Source organism: Streptosporangium sp. NPDC001559, assembly GCF_042893955.1.
Lineage (GTDB): Bacteria > Actinomycetota > Actinomycetes > Streptosporangiales > Streptosporangiaceae > Streptosporangium.
The window spans coordinates 20,695-45,686 of sequence record NZ_JBIAVG010000020.1 but is presented as its reverse complement, the minus strand read 5'-3'; the positions used below and the strand labels follow the sequence as shown (position 1 = coordinate 45,686).

Sequence of the window (24,992 nt, the reverse complement as noted above, 5' to 3'; positions counted from 1 at the left end):
CCGGCGTTCCCGCTGATTCGCCCGGGTTGTCCGGTGCCACGATGCCAGACCGGTGACACCGGCGGAGAGGGTCAGTCCCCCCAGAGGGTGCGGACCTCCTCGAAGACGCGCTGGTCGTGGGAGATCTCCACGACGTTGCCGTCCGGGTCGCGCAACGCGCAGACGTAACCGACCGGCGGAGGCAGGTCCATGGGCTCCCAGTGCAGGCAGCCCCGCCTTCTCGCCTCGGCGGCGGCGCGGTCGACGTCCTCACGTTCGGGCACCTCCATGCCGAGGTGCGCGAACGGGAACAGCTGTGGCTGCCGCCTGCCACGGTCCGCGGCGAACTCCACCAGCACGAGCACGAACGGCGTCTCGACCTGCCCCTCGTTGGACAGCCAGGCGTTGCGTCCCTGGTCGTCCTCGTGCCGGGAGACGACGACCAGCGGGGTCATCGTGGTGTAGAACTCGATCGCCCCGTCCAGATCGCCGCTGGGCAGGGCGACGTGCGTCCAGCGTGCTCTGGTGAGTCTCTTCTCCGGCATCCGCCCCTCCTTGGGCCCTCCCGCGCGCCGTACAGCCGATGCGGGTGGTCCTTCCCCGTCCGCCCGCCGGAACGCCTGGGGTAGGGCCCACCTCACCTCCGCGCACCGGCCCGCCGCAGCGGGAGGAGGAAGGAGGGCGGCCGTTCGGCCGCCCTCCCTCGTTCCCGTGTCAGCCGGGCGGACGGATGGCGGGGGGACGCCCGGGGCCTCCGGGCGGGGCCCGTCTCACGCCGCCTGCAGGCTGGGGTCTCCCTCGGTTCCCGCCGGGTCGATCACGATGCCGCTGACGCCGAGGTCCTCCAGCATCCTCCGCAACGCGCGCTCGGTGAGCCACATCCAGGCGTGGCCGTCGCCGAGTGCCCGGACGAGCCGGTCCCGCGAGGTGAACGCGACCGCCGTCCTCTCCCCGGTCGCCGTCCGGAACAGGCGCAGGGCCAGGCTCCCCCGGCCAGCGCGTACGGGCACCAGCAGCGGGGGGTCGTTCCGGCGCGAGATCTCCATGGACTCCTTCTCCTTCAGGTAGCGAGGCGCGGTGGCCGCGCGAGAAGCACGCTATGGCGGCCATCGATCGGAAAAAGTGATCCAAACGGGATTCTTACGCCCGCAGAGCCATCCCTGACAACCCTTTGACAGGGAAGATCCCGAGATGGCCATGGATGCCTGACTTCGCCGGACCGTACGGCTCGCGCCCGGGGCACACCGGACGGCGGGAGCGGCCGGCGTCGTCCAGGGGTTTCCCGCCGGCCCTCCGAAACGTTCCCCGATTCCCTTAACGATCCCTTAACCGGCACTCAACGAGCGTTCAACACCCCTTGCGCATACGCGAGAAAGGCGGAGGCTTCTCCCAGGCGGGACTCCTGTCCTCGTGACACTCCCCCGGCCCGGGACGAGCACCCCCCGCGTGACGGCTTCCCGTCACGGCCTCGTCCCGGGCCTCAATACCACACGAGGATTTACTGTTAGGAAACTTTCCTTTATATTTGGAGTCACCCCCCAGCAAAGGAGCACCACATGCGGAGAACGACAACCCTCGCATCGGCCTCGATACTGGCCATGGTGACCACCGTCTTCATGGCGACTCCTGCCGAGGCACACGGTTACATCTCCTCCCCGCCGAGCCGTCAGGCGTTCTGCGCCCAGGGCAAGATCTCCTGCGGGCAGGTCAAGTACGAGCCGCAGAGCGTCGAGGCCCCCAAGGGTTCGAGGCAGTGCAGCGGCGGCTCCCGCTTCACCGAGCTCGACGACGACAGCAGGGCGTGGCCGGTCACCAGCGTCGGCAACACGGTGAACTTCACCTGGACGCTGACCGCGCGTCACGCCACCAGCACGTGGGAGTACTTCATCGGCGGCTCCAAGATCGCCTCGTTCAACGACGGCGGCAGGCAGCCGGGTTCGACCGTCTCCCACAGCGTGAGCCTGGGCGGCAGGACCGGACGTCAGAAGGTCCTGGCCGTCTGGAACGTCGCCGACACCGGCAACGCCTTCTACGCGTGTGTCGACGTACAGGTGGGCGGCGGCAACCCCGACCCCACCCCCACCGTCACGCCCACCGTTACCCCCACGGTGACGCCGACGGTGACCCCGACCTCCAACCCCGGTGGCACCTGGGCCGCGGGGACCGCCTACCGCGCGGGTGACCAGGTCACCTACGGCGGCTCCACCTACCGCTGCCTGCAGGGCCACACCGCCCTGCCCGGCTGGGAGCCGGCGAACGTGCCGAGCCTCTGGCAGAAGATCTGACCCCTCTGGTCGTTTCTTCGGACGGACCCGCGTCTCACCAGGACGCGGGTCCGTTCCCTTTCTCCAGAGCCTCTTCAATAAGGGCATTTTCGCTCCCAAAAGCCGAAATAACGGCATAAAAGGGGTTTTTCACGTCAGGTGAGAGCGGGCGGCCGAGGTCACCCGCAACGACCCGGTCACGAATTCGCATCCACCCGCGAGAACGCGTTCCCCCGGCATATTTTGCTGCTGTGCATCCCGAGCGGGTCCGGGCCAGGCTGGACCGGTCTGCGACCACGGCCCTGCGCCTCGGCCACGAGATCGGCGGCTGGATGCGGCGCGGCCACGACGACCGGCGGCTCCACCGTTTCACCGGCCATCTCGACGTGCTCGACGGAGTCCTGTCGCGGATGCTCGGCGCCGTCGTCCGTGAGATCGAGACGATCGACCCCCGCTCGGCCTCCGGGGAGGCCTACCGGCGCTGCGGCGAGCTCGACGGGGCCGTGTTCACGATCCGGCGCCTGTTCGACTGGTACGCCGCCAAGTACGACCAGCGCCGCGACCCCGTTCTGTCCGGGGTCCTGGCCTGCGCCGACGAGGTCGTGCTCAGCTGCTGGCGGCAGCCGTTCGAGGATCTCGGGCGTGAGCCGCCGACCGGGCCGCTCGCCTACGTCGAGCCGCGTTTCGACGCCTTCGCGACTCCGCGCGTCTCCGTGCCGCCCGACCTGCGCCTGCCCGCCGACTCCCTGGTCGCCGAGTTCGTCGGACGGCTGCCCGTCCCGGTGGTCTGCCTGCCCGAGTGGACGGCCGTCCAGGCGTGGTGGCTGACGCTGGCCGCCCACGAGGTCGGCCACCACGTGCACAAGGACCTGGACCCCGGGCTTGAGAACGCCAGCAGGGACGCCCTGGCCGAGGCGACGGGTGACGAGAGGTGGCGCCGCTGGGCGCTGGAGTCCTTCGCCGACGCCTACTCGGTCCTGATGCTCGGCCCCGCCGCCGCGTGGATCGTCGAGGAACTGGGCCACGGCCCTCCCGAGTCCCTGGCACGGGCTCACGGCGGCTATCCGCCTCTCCCGGTACGGCTGGCGCTGATGGCCGAGGTCGCCAGGCAGGCGGGCCTCGGCGGTGCGGGAGCCCCCGGGCTGGCCGGGGCCGCCGGAGCACTGCTCGGCCTGCGGGCCGGTGGCCGTACGCTCGTCGAGCTCAGCGGCCTGTCCCCCGGGTGGTTCGCCGAACGGGGCCCGGTGCGGGCGCAGGCGCGCTCACTGGCCGGATCCGACCCGTTCCTGCCCCGTCTGGCGGAGCCGTACTCGGCGCGGCTGCTCCTCGCGGCGGCGGCGACGGCCGTTGACGCGGACCCGGCCGCTCCGTCCGCGCTCCACGCCAACCTGCTGGAACACCTGCCCCGGTGCGGCCCGCCGGGCAGGCTCGGCTCCTCTCCCGCCGGGCCGCCGGTCGCCCGGCTGGCCGAGGAACTGACGGGACGACTGCTCGGGAGCACGCGATGAGCACCCGGCTGCTCGTCAGTGTGACCGGTCCGGAGAACACGGTGACGGTCCTGCACGAGGGCAGGCCGTTGCCCTGCGACGACGGGGCCGTCTCCTATCCGCTGGAACGCGGGGCCGGGCCGTCGCTGACGGCCAGGGCCGCCGCCTGCCCCGACGCCCGCTCGTACGGCACCGCGCTGTTCGAGGCCCTGCTGCGGCCCGTCTGGCGGACGGTCACCGGCCTGGCCGGGAACGGCCGGGGGATCGAACTGGCGTTGCGGCTGCCGATGGAACTGCAGCCCCTGATCTGGGAGGCGATGTACACCGAGGACGGCCCGCTGGCCGCCCACCCCCGCCTGCTCGTGGCCGTCACCCGGCTCATCCCCGCCCCGGGGCCCGGCGGGCACCGCACCGTGCGGGGAACGCCCAGGATCCTGTTCGCCTCCGGCGCGAAGCTGACCGATCCGGTGATCCGCCCGGGGGCGATGTTCCTCGGCCTGGTCAGGGAGTGCGAGTCGCAGGGGCTCGCGATGACCAGGATCTCCGAGGAGACGACCGCGGACCGGCTGCGGCGGCGCTGCGCGTCCCTCCGGCCCGACCTGGTGCACCTGGTCGCCCACGGCAGGCCCGACCCGGTGGACGGGGAGACCTGGGTCGAGCTGGCGGGCGAGTGGACCAGGGGCGGCGGCCTGGCCTCGACGCTGGTCTCGGGAGACGCGCCCCCGCCGCTGGCCGTCGTCCTCAGCGTCTGCCACAGCGGCGCGCACGGCGGTCTCGACCGCACCTCGGGGCTGGTGGAGACCCTGGTCCGCGGCGGGGTGCCCATCGTGGTCGCCGTCGCCGGGGAGGTGACCGAGTACGCGTGCCGGTTGTTCTCCCGGCGGTTCGTGCAGGCGCTTCTGCACGGGGACGCGGTCGCCGAGGCCGCCGCGCACGGGCGCAGGGCCGCCCTTCTCGGCGAGCCGAACCCCGACGACCGTCTCGACTGGGCGATGCCGACCCTGTTCCTCGCCGAGACGCTGCCCGCGGACTTCAGGGCCGTCGATCCCGGGGAGGTCAACCGCACCAGGAGCATGGCGGGAAGGCTCGAACTCCTCGAAGGGCCCGCCTACGTCGGCAGGGGACCCATCTTCGACACCCTCGACGGGCTGATCGCGCCGGGAAGCGAGCGGACCTTCCTCGGCGTCACCAGCGGCGGCGCCTTCGGCGGCATGGGCGGCACCCGGCTGCTCAGGGAGATCGGGTTCCGGCTGCTGCAGGCGGGTCACCTTCCTCTGCTGCTGGCGCCGTTCAACGACGTCCAGTCCGCGCCGCACAGCCTGCGCCAGGTCGTCGGGGAGGTTCTCGCGCAGGTCGTGCGGACAGGCGAGCGTCTCTCGCTCCCGGTGCCACGGCTGCGGTCCCTGCGGGCCGGACCACCGGGGGGCGGGGAGGGACGGCACGGCCCTGACGCGGACGAGGCGGTGGCGCGGCAGCGGGTGAAGTCGGCGGTCGCCCGGTTCGCCACGTCGGCGGCACCGCTCGCGCCCAGCGCGGTCGACACGCTGCTCGCCGCCGACCTGGCCGACCTGGCAGGTGCGGCGGAGACGCTCGGGCCGCCGTTCGGCGCCCACACCCGCGTGGTCGTCCTGGCGGAGGCGCTGCACCTGTGGGTCGGGGCCCTGGGCTGGACGGAGCCCTCGGAGGGGCTGCTCGACCTGCTGACCCCGGACGGTCTCGGCACCGCCGCCAGGCCGGTCCCCGTGGTCGCGACCGCCGCCCTCGGTGAGTGCCCGCCGTTGCGCAGCTTCCGCGAGGAGAAGTCGGGGATGCCGTGGTGCGCCTTCCACGACCTCGAACCGCTGTCCGACGAGGAGGCCTCGCTCGGCTTCCAGTGGGTGCTGCTGCAGCCGTGGCACCCGAGGGAGCGGTTCCGCCTGACCTACTACGCCGCGCCGGGCAGTGATCCGGCGGTGCTCAGGGAGAGCTTCAGGCTCCACCTCGAAGGGCGTCCCGGCCTGATCAAGACCGAGCTGTACCGGATGGCGCAGCTCCTGGCCCTGCACAAGGTGTTCCTCACCCACGACGACACCGAGGGCTGGAGCGTCTACGCCCGTACCCACGGCCTGAGGTACGAGCCGTGAACCCGGCCGACCTGGGCGCCGAGCTGGAACGGCACGCCGCCGCGTGGCGGGCCGAGCAGTTCGGCCGTTTCGACCCGGCCCGGCTGGCCAGGCTCGCGCTGCTGCCCGAGTGGACCACGGAACTGGCCGTACGGCTCTCGCTGGCCCCCGGGGAGGAGCTGCCCGGGTTCCTCGACGACCTCGACGACCTGGGGCTGGTCGAGTCGCGGACCCTGCCGACCGGGCAGGAGGCGTTCTGGGTGCGCGCGAGCAGGCGGCCGGAACTCGGCGCCCACCTGCGCCAGGCGCACGGGCGGCTGCTCGACGAGGTCACCGGAGAGCTGCTCCAGCTGACGTACCGCGTCGCCGAGCTGGGCGACTGGCGGCGCGCCGCGACCGTCTACCGCGGGGACCGCTCGGGCGCCACGCTCATGGCGGACGTCTCCGGCCTCGTCGAGTCGGGCGCGGTGAGCGAGGCCGCCCAGCTCGTCGCGACCGCCCGGATGCTCGGTGAGGTCCTCGGCGAGCCGCTCGCCGGCTCCGCGCGGCGGGCACGGCGCCGGGTCGACCGCGCGGCCCGCGAGGCCGAGGACGCCCGTTTCCTGCGTCACTACCTGCCCCGCGCGGGCATCGAGGCCGCCCTCGCCGACCTGCTCGGCGAGGACCCGCCGTACTGGGCGCTGCACCTGCTGGGCGCGGGCGGGGCGGGCAAGACGATGGTCGTCCGCCACCTGGCCTCCGGCCGTTACGCCCGGGACCGGGGGCTGGCGCCCGTTCCGGTGGCCAGGGTCGACTTCGACCACCTCGACCCCCGCTATCCGCAGGACCGCCCCGGGGAGATCCTGCTCGCCCTCGGCGAGGAGCTGCTGGGGTTCGGCATCGGAAGGGACGCCGAGAACGCCCACCGCAGGTTCGCCGACTCCGTCACCGGCCTGCACGAGGAGCTGGCGCGCGGCAGGCGCCTGTCCGGCAGGGCCGCCCCGATGCTCGACCACATGGTGAGGGCCTTCGCCCGGTTCGTCGGGGAGCTTCCGGCGCCGGTGGTGCTGGTGCTGGACACCTGCGAGGAGCTGGCCAAGCTGTACCCGCCGGGGGCGCCCGCACCGGCGATCGACATGACCTTCGGCCTGCTGGAACGGCTGCGCGAACGGGCGCCCTCGATCCGGGTCCTGCTGGCCGGGCGCCGGTGGCTCGCCACGCCGTACGGCGCCGCCGGGGAGGCCGAGGCGTCCGCGGGGCCCCTGCTGCGGCCCAGGCCGTACCTGCGGGTGGTCAGGACGCACGGCTTCACCCACGCCGAGGCGGACCACTACCTCACGGCCCGTGAGGTGCCGCCGCCGCTCAGGCCCGCCGTGCTCGCCCGGTCGGCGAACGGGGACGTCTTCAACCCCTTCGACCTGGCCGCCTACGCCGAGTGGGCGCTGAGCGAGCCCGGGCTCGACCCTCTGCGGCTGCGGAACGCCGAGGGTGATCCGTACGTCGAGCACCGGATCATCGGCCGTCTCGCCGACCAGGGGGTGACCCGGGCGCTGGCGGTCGCCGCCGAGCTGGGCAGGTTCGACCGGGCGCAGGTCCGCCCGGCCCTGCTGCGCCTGGGCCTGGACCCCGACGCGGTCTTCGACGGTCTGGCCGCCCAGGAGTGGGCACGCGTCACCGAGACGGGACGGGACGGCCGCCCCCGGGTGGTCGAGCTTGAGGAGCAGGTCAGGATCCGCCTGCGCCGCGTGACGGCCGCGGACCCGGGCAGGTTCCCGCTCAGGAGGGACCTGCTCGGCCGGGACGCCGCCGCCGTCGCCGACACCGCCCCCGTCCTGTCCGAGGTCGCGGCGGCGACCGTGCTGGCCGCCGTCCGCCTGCTGCCCGCCGGGGAGGCGGCGGAGTTCTGGCGGAGGGTCGAGAACAGGGCCGTGACGCAGGGGGCCTGGCCGTGGGCCGAGCAGGTCACGGTGCGCGCCGCCGCCGAGGAGGCGCCGCGGGCCGGGGGACCGGGGCCGTCGATCCTGGCCGCGATCCTCGCCACCCAGGCGGCGGCCAGGACGCACACCGGGACCGGGGGCACCGGCGAGCTGTGGCGGCGGGTCGCCGAGCACGCGCCCGGGCATCCCGATCCGGCCCAGGCCGTCGCGCTCGCCGATCGCGCCCTTCTCGGCCTGGCCGCGGCCGGGACCGATGTCCCGCTCGGCGACGTCCTGCCCGGCGTGGTGGCCCGGCGCGCCGCCCCCGAGGGTTCCTTCGTCGCCGCGCTCGACGGGTGGATGCGGCACGGCGACTGGTCCGCCCTGCGGGACGCGGACCTGCGGCGGATCGGCGAGGGCCTCGACCGTGCCGAGGAGGGGCGCCCGGACGGCTCCGCGCGGACGGGGATCGCCGCCGCCGTCACCGCCCAGCGTGCCCTGCTCGCCCTGCACCACGGTGATCGCGAGGCCGCCGGACGGCTGGCGGCCGACGCGTTCGCCGCCGCCCTGCCCGCCGTGCGGAGACCCCTGCCGGGCACCTCGGAGGGGAACACCACCGCCCTGTCCCTGGCGCTGGTCGCGACCGCCTCCCCCGGTGACGCGCCCGTCCCCGCCTGGGCCGACTGGCGCGTCCCCCGGCGTCTGGACGCGCGCTGCCTGCTCGTGTGGCGGCTGGTCACGGCGGGGCTTGAGGAGCACGACGACCTTCAGACCCCGTGGCACGCCTTCTCGGCCCCCATCGACGACATCGACGTGGAACGGCTGCTCTCCTGGCGGGTACGCGTCCACAACGGGAGACGGCCGCTCGACCCGCACGTCCTGGAGTCGCTGACCGTCCTGGACGCCTACTCCCCGGCCAGACGTGCGTCGGCGTGGCAGCATCACCGGGTACGGCCGCTGGTGGCCGAGGTGGCCGAGGCGTGGCTGACCCTCGGCGAGCCCGCCAGGGCCGCGGAACTGCTGCGCGGGCGCGTCGAGGCGGCGGTCGCCGCCGGGGACGACCCGGACACCGTCGAGCAGTGCCAGCTCGCCCTGATCCGGACCTGCCGCCGCGTCAGGTCGCTCTCCCTCTGCCCCGAACTGGCCTCACTCGCGACCTCGGGGACGCCCCTGGTGCGCGCGGAGGCCTGGATCGCCCTCACTCTGGTGACCGGGACACGGCCCGCCTCACCCGAGGAGGCGGGCAGCTGGTACGGCTGGTGGCAGTGCCAGGACAGGCGTGCCCTGGCCGGCGGCCGGCCGGGCTGGGGTCCGCCGTCCACGGCCGAGCCCGGCATCCCCTGGGAGCTGACGCTGGCCGCCCGCGAGGAGTACACCGGGAACCCGGAGACCTCGGCCGTTCGCCCGCCGGTGCCGCCCCCGGGACCGGGAGGCGAGGGCAGACGGCTGCTGGAGAAGGCCGAGACGCTCGCCCTGCGCTCCCCTGACCTGGCCGGGCCGATGTTCGACGAGGCGGCGGCGCTGCTCGACAGGGCGTACGACCGGCGTGGCGCGCTTCAGGCCCGGATCCTGGCGTTGCTGGCCCGGGTGCGCGCCGGTGACCCGCGCGAGCGGCCTCCCGTCGCGGTCCTGGACGCGCTTCCCCTCGGGGAGGTGGATCTCCCGCCCGGCTCCGGCTGGCCGGAACGGATCGCCTACCTGCGCGGCCTTCTTGCGGACCCCTCCGCCACCGGCTCCGACCTGCCGGAGCTGGCCCTGGACCTCGCCGTCTCGGCTCCCCTGTCCCCCGGGGCCTCCTCGTCCGCCTTCGCCGTCGGCGGGTTCGGCGGTGCCGTACGAGGGGTGGCCGTCGTGGCGCTGCTCGCGCTGGCCTTCACGGCGGGGCTGCTTCCCGTCGCGGACCGCCTGCCGTCCGTCCTGCGGTTCCTGTCCGCCCTGGTCCCGTTCACCGCGGCGATCGTCCTGGTGCTGCCCTCCGGCTGGGAACGACTCGTGCCGGTGGACGCGATCGGTTTCCTGGATCGGCTGATCCCCCGGATGCTCGTCGTCACGGTCGTGGGCGTCGGGCACCGTCGCGCGGTGATCCGCGTCGTCGGCCGCCGGTCCCCGCGGAACCGGAGGCTGGACTGGGCCGACGTGGCCTGGAGCGGGCCCCCTGACGGCGGGGAGTTCGCCATGTGGAAGTTCCAGCGCCCCCATTTCGCCGACCGCCTCCGATCCTTCGTCCGGCTCGAACTTCCCTCCTCTCTCGACGACGAGCCTTGGGAGTCACGCCTTCCGCCCCACGCCCGGGTCTTCCGGGGCGCCGCCGCACCACCCGTCGAACCGCCCGTCCCTGAGCGGAACGCGGAAGGGCAGGTGGTGCGCCGGACGTCCTTCTCCATGCTGCACGTCGTCGGCACGGCCGTGACGACGGCGGCGGGACCGCGGATCCGTCTCAACGGGGATCTCCAGGGCGGACGGTCCGAACTGCTCGGCCCGATGTCGATGGAGGCCGGGACGAGAACCCTGGTCGCCCTGCAGGCCGACCCGGTCGACGGGCCCCCGGCGCCGCTCGCCGAGCAGCGTGGCCGTTTCGCCGCCATGGCGAGGGAGCTTCTCGCCATGGGCACCCGCGCCGTGCTCGTCGTCCCTCCGCTGCCCGACGCCGTCGCCGACCAGGCCGTGTCCCTGGTGCGGTCGAGGGCCTCCGGGCACGGCGCCTCGCTTCTTCCCCGGCACCTGCTGCGGCTCCAGCGCGACCTGCGCGCCCTCGTCGGGAAGGCGGGCGGCGAACGGGAGGCCGTCTGCGACGTGCTGCTCTTCCTGCCGACCACCCTCACAGGAGAGGACACCCCCGGATGACCATGTGGCAGCGGATCGAATCCTGGTTCCACGCCGCCTCTGAGCACATCACCGTCGGATTCGTCCCCGAGGAGGACGCGGCGGCGCTGGCGCCGTACGAGGGATACGTCCGGCTGTTCGTCGCCGAGGGGTTCCTCGCCGACCGGCGCAGCTGGGCCGCCGACCAGTATCCGGCGCTGCACGGCGGGGTCTCGCTGTCCTTCCTCGGCGGGGAGCCGCTGGCGTTCACCACGATGGCCGGGCAGTCCTCCTGGATGGCCCCCGGCGTCACACTCGGCGAGCCGATCACGCCGCTGCTGCCGTACGGCGGGGGCACGGTGACGGTGCAGGCGGGCCTGTACCGCGTCTCGGGAAGGGGGCCGCTCGGCACCGCCGTACAGATCGCCGGGGGGCTGGCCGGGCTGGTCGCGCCGCCGCTGGCCGCCGCCGCGACCATCGCGGCCAAGGTGTCCGAGGGCGTCGACAGAATCCTGGGCGACCTGGGAGAACAGCCGGTTCTCGGCGTGCACTGGACCATGGTCGCGCCCGTGCCCGGCGTCTCCGGCTCCGGCGTCAGGACCGTGCGCGCCGGGCACCTGGTGGTGATCGACTCTCCCGAGCCGCCGGGGACGCCGTCGATCGAGGACGGCAGGCTGCTCGTGGACGGCAGACCTCCCGTCGGAGCCGACTTCCTGGTGCTGCGGATCGAGTGCAGGGCCGAGCGGGACGACTGGCGTTTCCCCGAACTGGCCCAGCTGATCGACCGCGCCGGGGAGGAGTATCTCCGGCGCGGGGAGACCCAGACGTTCCGGGACCTGCGCTCCGACGCCGTGGTGCGGGCCTGGTGCTCGCCCGACCTGACGCCGCTGGACAGGAAGCGGGTGGCCACGCTGGTCGCCGGGGAGATCGACGAGGTCAGGCGGCTCGGGGTGGTTCCCGGCGGGGAACGCTCACTTGAGGAGGCCGCCGCACTGCGGCTGCCGTCACGGGACGCCCCGGAGCTGGACGGCCTGCGCCTGGCCGACCTGCTCGCCTGACCTCCTCCTCAGCCGGGGCGCTCCGGCTGCCAGGAGGCCCTGACCAGCGCCCGTTCGGTGGCGGCGAGGTGGAGGGCGGCGGCCAGCCACGCCCAGGCGTAACGGTCGCCCCCGGTGTCCGTCAGGCGGCCGAACACGTCACGGGCACGGCGGTCGGCCTCGGCGCCGAGCGCGCCGACCAGTTCCGCCGCGGTGCCGAAGCCGGCCCGGCGGAGCGAGGCCCGCTGGGCGAGGCAGTCGCCACCTCTGGCGGACTCGGCGAGCGCCCTCCTGCCGCCGGTCACGGCCAGCTCGACCAGGCGGCGCACCCGCCACAGCGGTGAGCCGGCCACCGGGTCGGGGCCCGGCGCCTCGTCCCCGACCGGCCCGTCCTGCGCGCAGGCCTCACGGGAGGGAAGGTGGGAGCCGCTCAGCCGGTCGTAGCCGAGGTCGGCGTGACCGTGCCACTCGGCGGGCAGGCGAAGTGTCACCCCCGCCCCCGGGACCGGCCCGACCGCCAGCGGGCGCATGGTCGCCGCCCTGTCGGGGTCGAGCCGCCCGAGGACCCTGACCCGCAGCCCCGGCCGGGAGGCCAGCTGCCGCAGGTTGGCGACGTGGGCGAGGCCGGGGTCGGAGCTCGCGGCCATCAGGCGGATCAGCGGCCCGTCCTGCGCCTCTCCCCCGGGAGACAGCTCGCGGGCGAGCAGCAGCTCCCCGACGGCTCCGACGACCATCAGGTCGCAGCCGACCGGCCGGTTCGTCTCGTCGGTCTCCCGTGGTTCACGCCAGGCCTCCTCGGCGAGGCTCAGGTCCGCCGCCTGGGCCAGGGGCCGGGAGAACAGCGCCTCCAGCGGCCCCTGCGACCAGGGCGGTCTCGTGACGGAGGTGGCCCTGACGCCCTTTCCCGAACCGAGTCGCCCTTCCGGGGAGACCGTCGCGCCGGAGATCAGCAGGCCTCCCCTGGCCAGTTGCGCGTGGTTCAGGGCCGCGGAGCCGAGCGCGACGGCCGCCGTGCCCGCCCCCTTCGCGCGGGCCGGCCCTCCCGGCCTGACGTCGGCGACGGAGAACCAGCGGCCGTCCTCGGTGACGAGGTGCGTGACCACCCCGCCGTAGCCGGTCGCGCTGATCACCGGTTCCCGGCAGACCCCGTAGACGCGCAGTCCCTCGCCCTGACGGTAGGCGCGGCGGGCGGTGCCGACCAGGGCCGGGTCCGGGTCGGAGGCCGCGAGCCTGCCGGAGGTCAGCAGCAGGTCGCCGAGCGCGGAGACCAGGTCGGACAGGCGGTGGCCGTCCTGGCGTTCGCGGGCGGCGCGCACGCCGCCGACGACGCGCAGCGCCGCGGCCTCCGCCCTGGGCAGCCCGGCGAGCCTGGCGGTGTGCGCGGCCCTGAGCAGCTCGGCCTGGAGCAGCGCCCCCGCTCCCGGCACCCCGGCCGCCAGCACGGCCGTGCCCGCGGCCCACAGCTCGGCCGCCGCCGCGACCTGTCCCTGAGCGGGCCTCCTCGCCTGCGGTGTCTCAGCCGGGGATGTCTCGGCCTGGGGCGTCTCCGCGAGGACGGGCTCGGTCGTCTCCGCGACCGGGTCGTCGGCGGGGCCGCCCTCCGCGATCGGGCAGGCGCTGAGGACGGCCGCCAGGTGCAGGCAGCGCGGCGCCAGCAGGCAGCTGCACAGCGCCGCCGCCGGGTCGGTGACGACGCCCGTCCCCGCCGGGCTGAGGGTGACCACCGCGTCCTCCCCCCAGCTGACCGAGACGCGGCCCCGCTCCTCTGTCATGGGCAGGCCCGCGCAGCGTCCGACCGCCTCCTCCAGTCTCTTGCGCAGCCGGGGGGTGAGGTTCTCGACCGCGGTCGCGGCCACGTGCGGTTCGACCTGCGGCAGCCGTACGGCGGGCGGGGTCAACGGTTCTCTCCTCTGAGGCGGTCGCCGACCCAGCGGGCGAGGGCGAGCGGGCTGAGCGCGGCGACGGGCATGCCCGCGGCGACCAGTTGCTGGGCGACGGGCACCGAGTAACGGGGTGCCCCCGTGTCGTCGAGCGCGGCGCACCCCAGCAGGTGCACTCCCGACGAGACGAGGGAGCGGACCTCTCCGAGCAGGCCCCCGATCGGGTAGCCCTCCTCGAAGTCGCTGACCACGACGACGAGCGTCCGGCTGGGCACGGTGACCAGGGACCGCGCGTGGGCGAGTCCGGCGGCGATGTGGGTGCCCCCGCCGACCTGGACCTCCAGCAGCAGGGACAGCGGGTCGGCCACCTGGCCGGTCAGGTCGATCACCTGTGTGGAGAAGGCGAGGAAGTGGGTCGAGAGCGTCGGCACGCCCCCGAGGACGGCGGCGGTCAGCGCGGACCAGACGACCGAGGCCTCCATCGACCCGGACACGTCGACCACGAAGATCAACCGCCAGTCCGCCTCCTTGCGGACCGAGGTGTAGAAGATCGGCCGTTCGGGGACGACGACGAACCCGCCGTCGGCGTTCCTGCGGGTGTGCGCCAGGTTGGCCCTCAGCGTGGCGGGCAGGTTGAGCCTGCCGTTGCGGCGGCGGCTCTGCCGGGGCGTCGACAGGCCGGTAAGCGCGGGGCGCAGGCGGGTGGCGAGCTCGCGCGACAGTTCGGCGACGAGGCGCCGCACCAGCGGTCTCAACCTGGCCAGCTGCTGCTCCGGCAGGCCGCCCGCCAGGGACAGGACCGAGGTCAGCAGCTCCACCGAGGGACGCACCGCGTCCGGGTCGAGCACGGACAGCACGTCGGTCCGTCCCTCGTCCGCGGCCCTGGCCAGCACCTCCTCACGGACCTCGGGCCCGAACAGGGCGTCCAGCTCGGCGGCCCACTCGCGGGCCCCGGGGAAGGAGGCCCCCTGGCCACCGGCCTGTCCGCCCTGCCCTGCCGCCAGGTCGTCCGCCCCCTCTCCCCGGCCGCCGCCGTACAGCTCGTCGAGCGCGTGGGCGTAGCGGCGGGCGTCCTCGGGGAGCCGTCCGGTCTCCCTGCCGAGCAGCAGACGCCACCTGTCGGCCGGGGTGAGCCTCCGGGCCGCCCGTGACGGCGTGCCGGGGTCGCGGACGGCCGGCGGTCCCTCTTCTCCGGCGTCCGTCTCCTCGGGGTTCGGAGACGGCAGGGGGACTCCGAGGGCGCCGAGGGCGGCCAGCCCGGCGGCGTCCGCCGCCGTCCACAGCGCGAGCAGCGCCGGTGGCGCGCCCAGTGCCAGATCGACGCGGTCACCGAGCCGGTCGGTCACGGCCAGCAGCAGCCGGTCACGGGCGGCCGGGGTGAGCGTGTCGAATCCCCCGCGCAGGGCGGGCAGCCGGTCGAGGAACTCGCGGTCGGCGAGGCCGTCGACGCGGTCGAGCAGCGGTTCGAACACCGGCGTCGCCGACTGCAGCAGCGGCCCGGCCGCGGTGAGCAGGCCGGTGACCAGGCGGGACAGGCGGTGACGCCCCTCGGGCCCGGTCGCGGTGTCGATCCACCCCGCGGCGCGGGTGCCGAGGGTGCGTGGTTCGTCCAGGTCGAGCAGGACCCTGGCGGCGAGCGCCGCCCCCTGCATGAGCGGGGACCCCTCCTTCGCCAGGGTGGCGAGCACGTCGTCCATGCGCATGCTGAGGCGGTGCTCACCCGCCCGGGTCACGAGCGCGACGAGGGCGGCGGCGTCCTCGTGCCGGTCGCTGCCGACCAGACCGGGCAGCGCGCGGACGGCGGCGTCCAGCAGGGTCGCGGCGAGTTCGGCCGCCTGCTCCCTGCTGTGCGGGGTGGTGCCCGGCAGGTGCCGTCTCCGCAGCGCCTCCAGCAGGTCGAGCGCCCGCAGCAGGTCGGGGAGTCCGGCGGTCGCGGGGAGCACGGCCGCGGCGTCCTCGAGCCGGTCCGCGACGAGGCCGGGCAGGTCGCAGACGGCCGCGGCGCGCAGTCCCGTCAGGATCAGCTCGCAGGTCGGCCCGCCCTCCGCGGACTCCCGGCGGAAGTTCTCGCGCAGGGTGCCCGCCGCCGCCGCCTCCGCGGTGACGCCGCGGATGCCCGCCAGGTCGAGCAGGGCCGCGACGGAGGGGGTCCACGAGAGCCGCCAGCGGGTGGTGAGCGCGGAGGCGTCCCCCGTCCCGGTGACCTCGATCTGCTTGCCGTACCCGACCCCGCACACCAGGAGGCGTTGCAGCAGGATCTCGCGGCGGCCGTCCAGGTCGGAGCGGAGCGGGTCGAGCCGGACCTCCCTGGCGTCGGGGTTGTCCGGGCAGGGCAGTTTCAGCGCCGCCAGTTCGGCCTCGACGGCGGGGCCGAGCCCGGAGCGGGGCGTGCCCGGGGCGGTCCTGCCGCGTTCGGCGCCGACGAGGACGGCCTCCAGGGCGCGGGCGAGTGCCCTGCCCCGGCCCAGGGGTTCGCCCTGGCCGAGCACCATGGTCACCGCCTCGACGATCTCTCCCCGGCCCGGCGCGGGCAGCCCGCGCAGGCGTGCCAGGTCGCAGGCGACCCGCAGCGTCTCCACGGCCTCTCCGGTGCCCGCGGTGTGCCCGGCCTCGCGCAGTCTCCTGCACACGCCGGTGATCGCGCGGGCCGCGACGTCCCTGACCCTGTCCGGGTCTCCTCCGGCCGTGAAGACCTCCTGCTGCCAGCGAGGGTCCCGGATGCCCGCCGGGTAGCCGGAGCGGGAGTCGAGCAGGTCGAAGGCGTACGGCACCAGCGACGTCGCGGCCGGGACGGCCTCCGGGGCGGGGACCCGCGCGGCGGCCTGCCCCTGCGCGGAGGCCGCGGCGCCAGGCTCCTCCTCCGCGAGGAGCAGCGCGGGGGCGTGGAAGGCGCCGACGACCGCGGCGACCCGCGCCCCACGGGCCAGGGCTCCGGCGATCACCTCGCGCATGTGCGCCTCACGGGCCAGGTCGGCAGAGGGCACGCCTCCGGCGGACTCGGCGTCCTGACGCAGTGCCCAGCCGACGCCGAGCGCGGCCCGGCGCACCTCCTCGGGGGAGCAGCCGGGGGCGAGCACCTCGACCGCGCGGTCCCACATGTCGTCGCCCTGCCTGCCGGTGCAGGAGGCGGTGAGCCCGTCGGCGAACGCGTTCCCCGCCCGGAGGGTCGTGTCCGGGGCGTCCCCGTGGCCCGCGGGGGTTCCGGGGGGCTCGGAGATCTCGGGTTCCTCGGAACCCGGCCTGGCGGCGACCCCGGCCCGGCCCGTCTGGGCGCGGGCGGACAGGACGCGTGCCCCGTCCCGCGCCGTGGCCGGGGCGGACAGCGGAAGGTCGCAGCAGAGCACCTCGGCCCCGTGCTCCCTCGCCCAGCGGACGGCGGCCAGCTCCGGGGAGAAGTCGGCGAAGGGGTAGAACCCGAGCCTGCCGTCCTCCCCGGTCCCGGCCAGGGCCACCGGCGCGACGGTCGCCGGATCGGCCAGGTGGACCAGCCACGGCTGGAAGTCGGCGGGCAGTTCCACGCAGACCACCTCAGCCCCGGCCTCCGCGAGCAGCGCCGGCACGACCGCCGCCAGCGCGGGGCTGTGGTGGCGAACCCCCAGGAGGTACGGCCGGGCGCAGGAGGCCAACGTGTCGACGGCCCGCCGGGGACCGTCGGCCGCCCTTCCAGGGCCGCCCGCCGCCCGGGAACCGCTCTCCGGCTCCCGGGAGACGTCCGTCGTGTCCTCGGGGGCCCCGTTCCCCCGGCCTTCTCCGGTGGTCAACGCAGGTTCTCCCGCAGGTCCCACAGGCGGCGCCACATCGCGGAGCCGTCCTCGGCGCGGCGCCGTACCGGGCCGTCCCAGTAGCCGAGCAGCCTCGAATGGTCGGCGGGGTCGTCCTTGCGGACCACGCCGAGCAGATGGCCGGGCACCAGGTCGAGGACGTCCCCCGAGGGCAGGTAGGCGGCCGCGACCCCCAGGGAGGCCGCGACCTGCACCGCCTCGGCGGTCGACATCACCGTTCCCGGCCGTTCGACGTCCCAGCCCTCGGCCGAACGGCCGGAACGCAGATCGCGGAAGACCGTGACCAGGGCGTCCAGCACCGCGTCGTCCACGCGGAAGGCGGCGCCCGCCCGCCCGACCACGGCCGTGGCCTGGCCACGCACCAGGGCGGTCTCGGCCTCGGGGTCGGCGATGGGGTTGACGGTCTCGAAGTTGAACCGGCGTTTGAGCGCCGCCGACATCTCGGAGACACCCCGGTCACGCAGGTTCGCCGTGGCGATCACGGTGAAGCCGGGGGCCGCCGCGACCTGGGCGTCCGGGGTGCCGGCCAGTTCGGGCACGCTGACACGGCGGTCGGACAGGATCGACACCAGGGCGTCCTGCACCTCGGGCAGGCAACGGGTGATCTCCTCGACCCTGGCGACGCGCCCGGAGCGCATGGCGGTCAGCACCGGGGAGGCGACCAGCGCCTGAGGGCTCGGCCCCTGGGCGAGCAGCAGGGCGTAGTTCCAGCCGTATCGGAAGGCGTCCTCCGTCGTGCCCGCCGTGCCCTGCACGGTGAGGGCGCTCGTGCCGCAGACGGCGGCGGCGAGCAGTTCGGAGAGCATCGACTTGGCGGTGCCCGGCTCGCCGACGAGCAGCAGCCCGCGCTCGCCCGCGAGGGTGACCACGCAGCGCTCGACCAGGGCGCGCTCACCGACGAACTTGGCTTCGACCACGAGCCGGGACGGCGGCGCCTGGCCGTCGCCCGGGGTGCCGTCGCCCGGGGTGGTGACGTCGGCGCCGGAGCGGCGCCCCTTCGGCAGTTCGAGGGGTTCGCCGCCGCTGCCGCAGATGAACGTGACCACCGCCCGCGGGGTCAGCGCCCAGCCCGGCGGGCGGGGGCCGTCGTCGTACGCCGCGAGGAAGGCGAGCTCGGTGGCGTGGCGCTCCTCGGCCGGCCGTGCCTGCCTGGCCGGGGGAACCCCGTCCGAGGTCGCGTCGGGCGCCACCTGTCGCGTCGTGGTCATGGAGGGAGGTCCTTCGTGTCTCGCGCCCCTCGGGAGGGCGTGTCGTGTGGATGGTGCGGTGGTGGGGGCGCGGGGCGCCCCGGGGGCGGCTTCGACATCCGTCCCGGGGCCGTTCCTCGCCCCCTCCGTTGATCCCGGCCGGGGCTCAGGCGAGAGGCTCGGACCGTGACGTCATGGGGTTCAGCGGCGCCTGCCGCGCCGGATGCGGAGCTCCTCGAAACGGGGAACGTCCCCGTCGCGGACGCGCCGCCACGCCCTGGCGTGGAGGGCGGCCGCAGGCTCGATGGGCACGACCACCCCCAGCTGCGCGCTCTCTCCGCTGATCAGGTCGTACAGCGGGGCCTTCCACTGCTCGAACGGCAGACGCGGCGTCTTGAGGTCGGTCCAGGCGCCCGGCAGGAACAGTGAACGCCCCGCCCTGACCCGGCTGGCCTCGACCACCAGCTCCGTCGCGGCCAGCTCGGCGCGGGCCGCCTTCAGCCGGGCGGGCTTCCAGCCGGTCCACCGGGCGACGTTCCTGTCGGTGGGGTCCGGCATCGCCAGCAGGATCAGGTAGAGCGTGGCCGCGTCCGCGCCGATGCCGTACTCGGCGACGACCTCGGAGACCAGCTCGGGCGCCGAACGGGAGGGGTCCTGCGGCCACCAGGTGCCGTCGGCCGCCCGCTCACCCTGGGCCGGGTCGCCCGGGTCCGCCAGGAGCGCCTCGAAACGTGTGTCCCTGGCGGCTCGCAGCGCCAGCTCGACCGGGAACGGCGCCCCGGCCTCCCCGGCGAGGGCTCGCAGGGCGGGCAGGTAGGGGTCCTCCCCCGAGGCGTCGAGCAGGGCCATCCTGATGCCCGGAGCGGGCTGGTTGTCGTGGGTGGCCATGATCACGGCGCCGTAGCGCTCCCACCCGTCCGCGACCTCGCTGGGGGTTCCCGCGACCTTCCTGAAGCCGGGCAGGTTGACGTAGCGGCCCAGGCTGAGCATCAGGTCGGGGTTGGCCAGCCGTTCCCTGACCGTGGCCAGCGCGGCGGGCAGCACGGCCCGCACCGGGTCTCCCGCGGGCAGCCGGTGGGCGAGCCAGGCCATCACGGCGACCACGCTGACGAGCGTGGACTCGGTGAAGCCCACGGTCCCCTCCTCGATCGGGGAGACCCGGTCGCGGTACACCCGCCAGCGCAGGTCTCCGCTCAGCTCGGGCGCGGAGGCGGGGTCGAGCAGCGCGGGAAGCGCGCGGCTCGGCTCCCAGGGGGTCCGCACCGCGTGGGAGGCCTCGGAGACGATCCACTCGGGGACGGCCACCCGCCTGCCGACCTTTTCGTTCCACACCCGCGCCGCCGCCGCGACGTCCGGGCCGTCCGTCCACAGCGTCGCGGGGTCGGCGGGCAGCAGCGCCGCGACGACCTGCCTGCGGACGGTGGCGTCCAGCTCGCGCAGTTCGTCCCTGGCGACGACGGCGTCTGCGGCCTTCAGCCCGAGCCCGGTCCTCACCGCCGTCGGCAGGAAGCCCCGGTCGTGGCTGTCGACGTACGGCAGGCCCGCGACGACCAGCCTGGCCGTCGTCAGGGTGACACCGGTGAGGCGGGCGAACTCCTCCGCGGCCTCCGGCCGCCAGGGGGCGGGGCCGTGTTCGGCCCACAGGGCGAGCAGCCCGTCGATCCAGCCGTCCTCGCGGTCCTCACCGACCGGCGCCGAGAGACGCTCGGTGTAGGGCGGCGGGACGTCGAAGCGGCCGGACGGGTCGTGGAAGAGCGCGGTGAAGTCGCAGCCGCCGTTGTCGAGGGAGTTGTTCTGGAAGGCGATGAAGGCCCCGTCCGGCAGGGTCAGCACTCCGCACCAGGTGCCCTCGCGCCGGTTCCCTCCCGCGTCGACGAGCCACTTGTCGTCGAGGTGCAGTGACATGCGGCGCCAGACGGCGGGTTCGGCGGCGGAGCCGAGGCCGAGCGCGCCGATCTCACGGAGCAGCTCGTGCGTCGCCTCGGTGTGCCCGGGTTCGAAGGCGGCGGAGACGGCGCGGTAGGCGACGGCGGCGCAGCGGTCGAGCAGGGGCTCCCATCTGAGGGAGGTCTCCGGCAGCTGCGGCCCGTCGAAGTGGAGGGCGACGCCCTGGACCGCGGCCGGGCTCTCCTCGGGGACCGTGTCGGCCGAGGCGGAACGCAGGACCCCGCCGATCGTCCTCAGCTGCTGGAAGGAGTCGTGGGAGGCGTTGCCGTACCACCAGGGGCCGGAGACGCCCAGGCCGTTGAGGGCGCGGGCGAGCACCTGGTCGGGGGGGCCGGACGGCGCCCGGTCCTCGTGGCCGCCCGCCAGGGCACGGCCGAGCCTGGTCGCCACGGCGTCCAGGGTGATCTGCTGGGCGGCGGCGAACCGGGCGACTCCGGCGATTCCCGCGATCAGCGCCTCGTCCCTGACCTGGGGCAGCAGTGCGCGGACCTGCGCGTGCAGTTCCTCCCGCACCGCCTGGACCGGCTGTCCCTGCCGTTCGCACTCGGCGCAGACGGCGGCCTTCAGCAGGGCGACCGCGGTCTCGGTGTCGATCCGGCGCAGCGCGAGGGAGCCCTCGGGGTCGCGGGGGCGCAGGCAGCGCCAGTAGCGCGGCGGCGGCAGCATCGCGGTGCCCTCGGCGAACATGCCGGGCTCCCGGCCCACGGTCACGACCGCGACGACGACCCCCTCGGGATCGACGAGCTTGATCCTGGGGTAGCTCTCGACGAGGGCGCGCGGCCGGTCGTCCCCGGGGAAGGTCACGGCACCCGAGAGGGTCTCCCGGTCGCCGGGCAGGGTGACGACGCGTCCCGCGAGGTCCTCTCCGCGCAGGCCTCCGCCGGGCAGACGGACCACCCGCCAGCCGAGCAGCCCGTCGACCGGGACGGCGACCGGGGTCGCCTCGGCCGAGGGGAGGGGCAGCAGCCAGCCGCCGTCGAACGCACCGCCGGGCGGGGCCGAGCGCACGGCGTCGGCGAGGAAGCCGGGAAGCCCGGGCCTGCCGTACGTCCCGCTGACCGGGTCGTACTCGCGCCAGCCGTCGCCCTGCTGGTCGGGCACCCAGAAGGAGGTTCCGTCGCTGATCAGGTTGCTCCTGGCGGGCACGACGGTGTCTCCCTGGTGGATGACGCCCGCGCCCGTCGTCCGGCCGCCGCCGGGCAACGGCAGGGTCACCAGGTCGTTGCGCAGCGCCCATATCCCGGCCCGTCCCTGGAGGGTGCGCAGCGACCCGGCTGAGGAGTGCCAGTATCCGCGCAGCTGGTCGCCCGCGCCGTAGGCGTTCCAGTAGACCAGCAGCTCGCCGTCCACGTAGTGGAAGCCGGGGTCGCCGTAGACGTCGGCGGGCGGCCTGCGCAGGTCGTGGACGAGCACGGTGCCCTCGGCGCCGATGACCCTGGCCTGGGAGGGGCCGGAGACGACCAGGTGGGGCCAGGCGTCGGCGACCTCGATCTCGTCGAGGTCCTTCGGGCTGACGAGCGCGGCGATCGCCTCCTCCCAGGCGGGCCAGCCGAGTTCGTCGACGAGACCGCCGCGCAGGGTCCTGGCCAGTTCGGCGGCGAGGTCCGCCCGCGCGACCGCGGCGACCTCCTCCGCGGCCAGGACGAGGCCTTCGGCGGGCAGCCAGGTGAGCCTTCTGAGGGCGTCGGGCAGCTGCGGCAGGCCCATGGTGAACGAACGGCCCGCGACCGCCCGCATCCAGCGGGCCAGCATCGGCCTGCCGCCCGGGGAGGCCGCGAGCACGCGCACCGCCCGCCTGCCGTCCTCGTCGTCGCGGAACCGGTCGGCGGCCTGGTCGAAGGCCGCGGTGAAGCGGGGGTCGGCGGCCAGGGCGAGCAGGTCGCGCTGTCCTTCGCCCCGCGCCCACGGTTCGAGCAGCAGGGCGGCGTCGTCTCCGGGGGCGGCGACCGGCACCCCCTCGGCCAGCAGCAGGTCGAGCAGGTCGACGTCGAGCTTGATCGTCAGGCTCTCGCCCGCCTCGGCCAGCTCGGCGCGCAGCCGTCCCGCGATCTGTCCCACCAGGTCGTACAGGCCCATCAGGCGCGGCTCCGCCTGCCAGCCCGGGCTCCAGAGCCGTTGGAAGCGCCTGAGCCAGCCCGCGGCGCCGTCGCCCGGCCGTTCCTGCGGGGTCACCTCCCCCTCGCCGAGGCCGGCGTCGGCCCCCGACTCCTTGAGGATCTCAAGCCAGAGGGCGGGCAGCTGCCGCTCGTCGCCACGGGGCATGAGGTTGAGCAGCGCCCCGCGCACGGAGGCGTCCCGGGCGCCAAGGGCGACCAGGGCGGAGCGGTGCGCCTTCCACCAGCCGAGCGGAGCCCCGGCGGTCGCGGGCAGGCCGAGCAGTTCGGCGAGATAGTCCTGCTCCTCGGCCTCGGCGTCCCTGCCCGCCGCCTTGGCCAGACGCCGCAGGTCACCCGCCATCTGGGTCGACGGTGCCAGGCCGCCCGCCGTACGGCGCACGCACAGGCCGCGGAACCTGCGCAGCGCCTCCTGGGCGGGCACCCTGGCGGCCAGCTCCTTGGCGTATCCGGACAGCGCCTTGACCGGCAGCGCCCCGGCGAGCGCGAACTCCAGGAAGACCGCGTCGAGGCGTTCCTCGTCGACCGGCAGGCCGTGCTCGGCCTCGGCTCTGCGCGCCTGGCCGAACATCTGCGCCGCGTAGGTGACGTTCTCCGCGGCGAGGAAGGCCCGGCCCGCCTCCTCGAAGAAGGTGGGCAGGAAGTGCGGGACCGATCCGGCGAGCTGCGCGGCCAGGCGCAGGTAGGCGTCGAGGGCGGCCTTCGGCTTCGTCCTGGCCTGCCTGGCGGTGCGTTCGAGCTCGGGCACGACGGCGAGCGCGTGGTGGCCGTCGTGGGGGTGGTGCACCAGCACCCACTCGGGGAAGCCGAGTGAGCGCCGCAGGCCGACCCCGACCACGACCGGCTCGCCCGCGGCCTCCAGCCCGAGGAAGCCCGCTGCGGCGTCCTCCGCGACCCCCAGGTCCTCGGTGACCAGGCGGACGACCACCCGGCCGTCGAGCCCCGGGTGCCGGTAGGGGCGCGCGGTGAGCGCGACCGCCCGTTCGTCGCCGCCGTCGGCCCCCGGGAGGAGGACGGCTCCGGCGTCGAGCAGCTCGCGTGCCCCGTCTCCCGTCGCCGTCGCGGCGCCCTCCGTCGGCATGTCCCCGTTCACGCGTCCCTTCCTTCCTCGACCGTCCGCCCCGCGTAGAGGGCCGCCGCCATCCGCATCCCCTCCGACCAGGCGACCGGGCCGACCTCGCGCTCCGACAGTTTCCTGCCGTCGTGGCCCTGCCAGGTCAGGCCGCCCGTCTCCGTCTCGCCGTCCCAGTAGGGTTCGCCGATCCACACCGACGCCTCGGTGACGCCCCCGGCGTCGCGCGCCGCGCAGGTGACGTAGCCGCCGGAGACCCGGTAGCCCAGCGAGGCCGCCCTGGCCGCGAGGCCGAACCGGGAGTCGAAGCCGCCGCCGGAGAACTCCGTCACCTCGGCGACCCGGTCGGCGGGCTCGGCGGGCCTGGCCCAGGTCGCCCGGTGGATCTGCTCGACGCGCTGGACGATGCCCAGCTCCGCGGCGAACTCCCTCAGCTCGTCGAGGTCGGGCAGCAGGACGGGGTGCGGCAGGGTGACCGTCAGCGGCGACAGCCGTACGGTCTCGCCGTCGAGGTTGACCACCCGCAGCTCGCCCGTGGCGGTGACGTCGCGCAGGAAGCCCGCCTCCTCCGGGTCGTCGCCGACCACCACGAGGTCGCGCAGCACCGACTGCCAGGCCTCGTCGGGCCAGACCGCGGCCACCAGGCCGGTGGGGACGGGCAGGGAGGAGACCATCCAGGTGTCGGCCTGCGCCAGGCAGGCGGCGGCGTGCCGGTCGAGCCACTCGGTGAGGCGGCGCAGCCGTTCCGCCTCGGGGTGCTCGCGCACCTGCTTCGGCAGCGACTTCAGCTGCCTTCCCGCAGCCCTTCCGGAGGTGGACCTCGCCACCACCCGGCCCTCCACGAGGGCGACCTCGTACCCGTCGCCCGCCGACAGCCAGCCCAACGCTCCCCACCTCTCGACACGACACGAATCCGCCCTCAGGGATCGGTACCTGTGACGGTGATGCGCGGAACGCTAATGCCCCGCACCGACAATCCCGTACTCGACGGCCTGCCACGTCGGCCGTACGCCCCGGTTTCCGGTGTGGAACGCGCCGGGGCCCGTGCCCGCGCGTGCGCCGCGCGGGGTCCTTGTCCGTCCCCTGTCAGGAGTGCCGGGCGCCCGGCCTTCGGCGCCGGGGCGCGAAGGGCCGGGGGCCGTTGCGGCTCAGGGGGTCACCGCTGCCGGAGCCACCCGTCACCGGCGTGCGGGAGGCGGCGTCCGGCCGGACGGCCCGGTTTCCCGCGCCGTCGTCCCCCCGAGATGCCGAACATCGAAACCAACCGGATCGTCCTGGTCACCGGACTCCCCCATGCGCCCCGTCTCCCTGTTTCCGTCCACCACAAACCGGCTCAACACCCAAAATAACCATTTATCGAGACTTAGTAAATAAAAAGACATTTCTGTCATACATAGTTTGTTTCACGCGCTTACCCGAAGCGACACGGAGCCCTACCTCTCGG

At 74.9% G+C, this 24,992-nt stretch carries 12 protein-coding genes; 5 read left to right on the top strand and 7 right to left on the bottom strand.

Translation table 11 applies throughout. The features are described from left to right. Positions 1-71: 71 nt before the first annotated feature. Positions 72-524 carry a VOC family protein gene (locus ACFYY8_RS35195; RefSeq protein ID WP_390048627.1) on the bottom strand — a complete coding sequence of 151 codons (453 nt, stop codon included), beginning with the start codon at positions 522-524 and terminating at the stop codon, positions 72-74. Between the two features lie 225 nt (positions 525-749). Next, on the bottom strand, positions 750-1,025 hold the full coding sequence (locus tag ACFYY8_RS35190; protein ID WP_352015761.1) for an SAV_915 family protein: 276 nt from the start codon (positions 1,023-1,025) through the stop codon (positions 750-752). A gap of 510 nt (positions 1,026-1,535) precedes the next feature. Here ACFYY8_RS35190 and ACFYY8_RS35185 point away from each other — a divergent pair. The 5 genes from ACFYY8_RS35185 to ACFYY8_RS35165 all read left to right on the top strand — a co-directional run bounded on the left by ACFYY8_RS35185 (position 1,536) and on the right by ACFYY8_RS35165 (position 11,587). Continuing rightward, positions 1,536-2,264, top strand: coding sequence for a lytic polysaccharide monooxygenase (locus ACFYY8_RS35185; protein ID WP_390048624.1), 729 nt, complete (start codon positions 1,536-1,538; stop codon positions 2,262-2,264). Positions 2,265-2,494: 230 nt separating this feature from the next. Beyond that, the gene (locus tag ACFYY8_RS35180) at positions 2,495-3,751 is read left to right on the top strand and encodes a hypothetical protein (RefSeq protein ID WP_390048622.1); all 1,257 of its coding nucleotides are present in this window, start codon (positions 2,495-2,497) and stop codon (positions 3,749-3,751) included. After that, a complete protein-coding gene (locus tag ACFYY8_RS35175) occupies positions 3,748-5,853 on the top strand; it encodes a CHAT domain-containing protein (protein WP_390048620.1) in 2,106 nt (701 codons plus the stop codon). Before ACFYY8_RS35180 ends, ACFYY8_RS35175 begins: the two co-directional genes overlap by 4 nt. Beyond that, complete coding sequence (locus ACFYY8_RS35170; RefSeq protein ID WP_390048618.1) at positions 5,850-10,571, top strand: hypothetical protein; 4,722 nt, start codon at positions 5,850-5,852, stop codon at positions 10,569-10,571. The genes ACFYY8_RS35175 and ACFYY8_RS35170 overlap by 4 nt, the downstream gene beginning before the upstream one ends. Beyond that, positions 10,568-11,587, top strand: coding sequence for a hypothetical protein (locus tag ACFYY8_RS35165; RefSeq protein WP_390048616.1), 1,020 nt, complete (start codon positions 10,568-10,570; stop codon positions 11,585-11,587). Before ACFYY8_RS35170 ends, ACFYY8_RS35165 begins: the two co-directional genes overlap by 4 nt. 8 nt (positions 11,588-11,595) lie before the next feature. On the opposite strand, the gene ACFYY8_RS35160 is transcribed toward ACFYY8_RS35165, so the two are convergent. The 5 genes from ACFYY8_RS35160 to ACFYY8_RS35140 form a co-directional block, all read right to left on the bottom strand. Beyond that, positions 11,596-13,464 carry a hypothetical protein gene (locus ACFYY8_RS35160; protein ID WP_390048614.1) on the bottom strand — a complete coding sequence of 623 codons (1,869 nt, stop codon included), beginning with the start codon at positions 13,462-13,464 and terminating at the stop codon, positions 11,596-11,598. Further along, the gene (locus ACFYY8_RS35155) at positions 13,461-17,207 is read right to left on the bottom strand and encodes a DUF5682 family protein (RefSeq protein WP_390048612.1); all 3,747 of its coding nucleotides are present in this window, start codon (positions 17,205-17,207) and stop codon (positions 13,461-13,463) included. The genes ACFYY8_RS35160 and ACFYY8_RS35155 overlap by 4 nt, the downstream gene beginning before the upstream one ends. After that, positions 17,204-18,436, bottom strand: a complete 1,233-nt coding sequence (locus ACFYY8_RS35150) for an AAA family ATPase (RefSeq protein ID WP_390048610.1) — start codon at positions 18,434-18,436, stop codon at positions 17,204-17,206. The genes ACFYY8_RS35155 and ACFYY8_RS35150 overlap by 4 nt, the downstream gene beginning before the upstream one ends. A 180-nt stretch (positions 18,437-18,616) precedes the next feature. Continuing rightward, positions 18,617-23,569 carry a DNA-binding protein gene (locus tag ACFYY8_RS35145; RefSeq protein ID WP_390048608.1) on the bottom strand — a complete coding sequence of 1,651 codons (4,953 nt, stop codon included), beginning with the start codon at positions 23,567-23,569 and terminating at the stop codon, positions 18,617-18,619. Then, complete coding sequence (locus ACFYY8_RS35140) at positions 23,566-24,432, bottom strand: DUF4132 domain-containing protein (protein ID WP_390048606.1); 867 nt, start codon at positions 24,430-24,432, stop codon at positions 23,566-23,568. Before ACFYY8_RS35140 ends, ACFYY8_RS35145 begins: the two co-directional genes overlap by 4 nt. Positions 24,433-24,992: the final 560 nt, after the last annotated feature.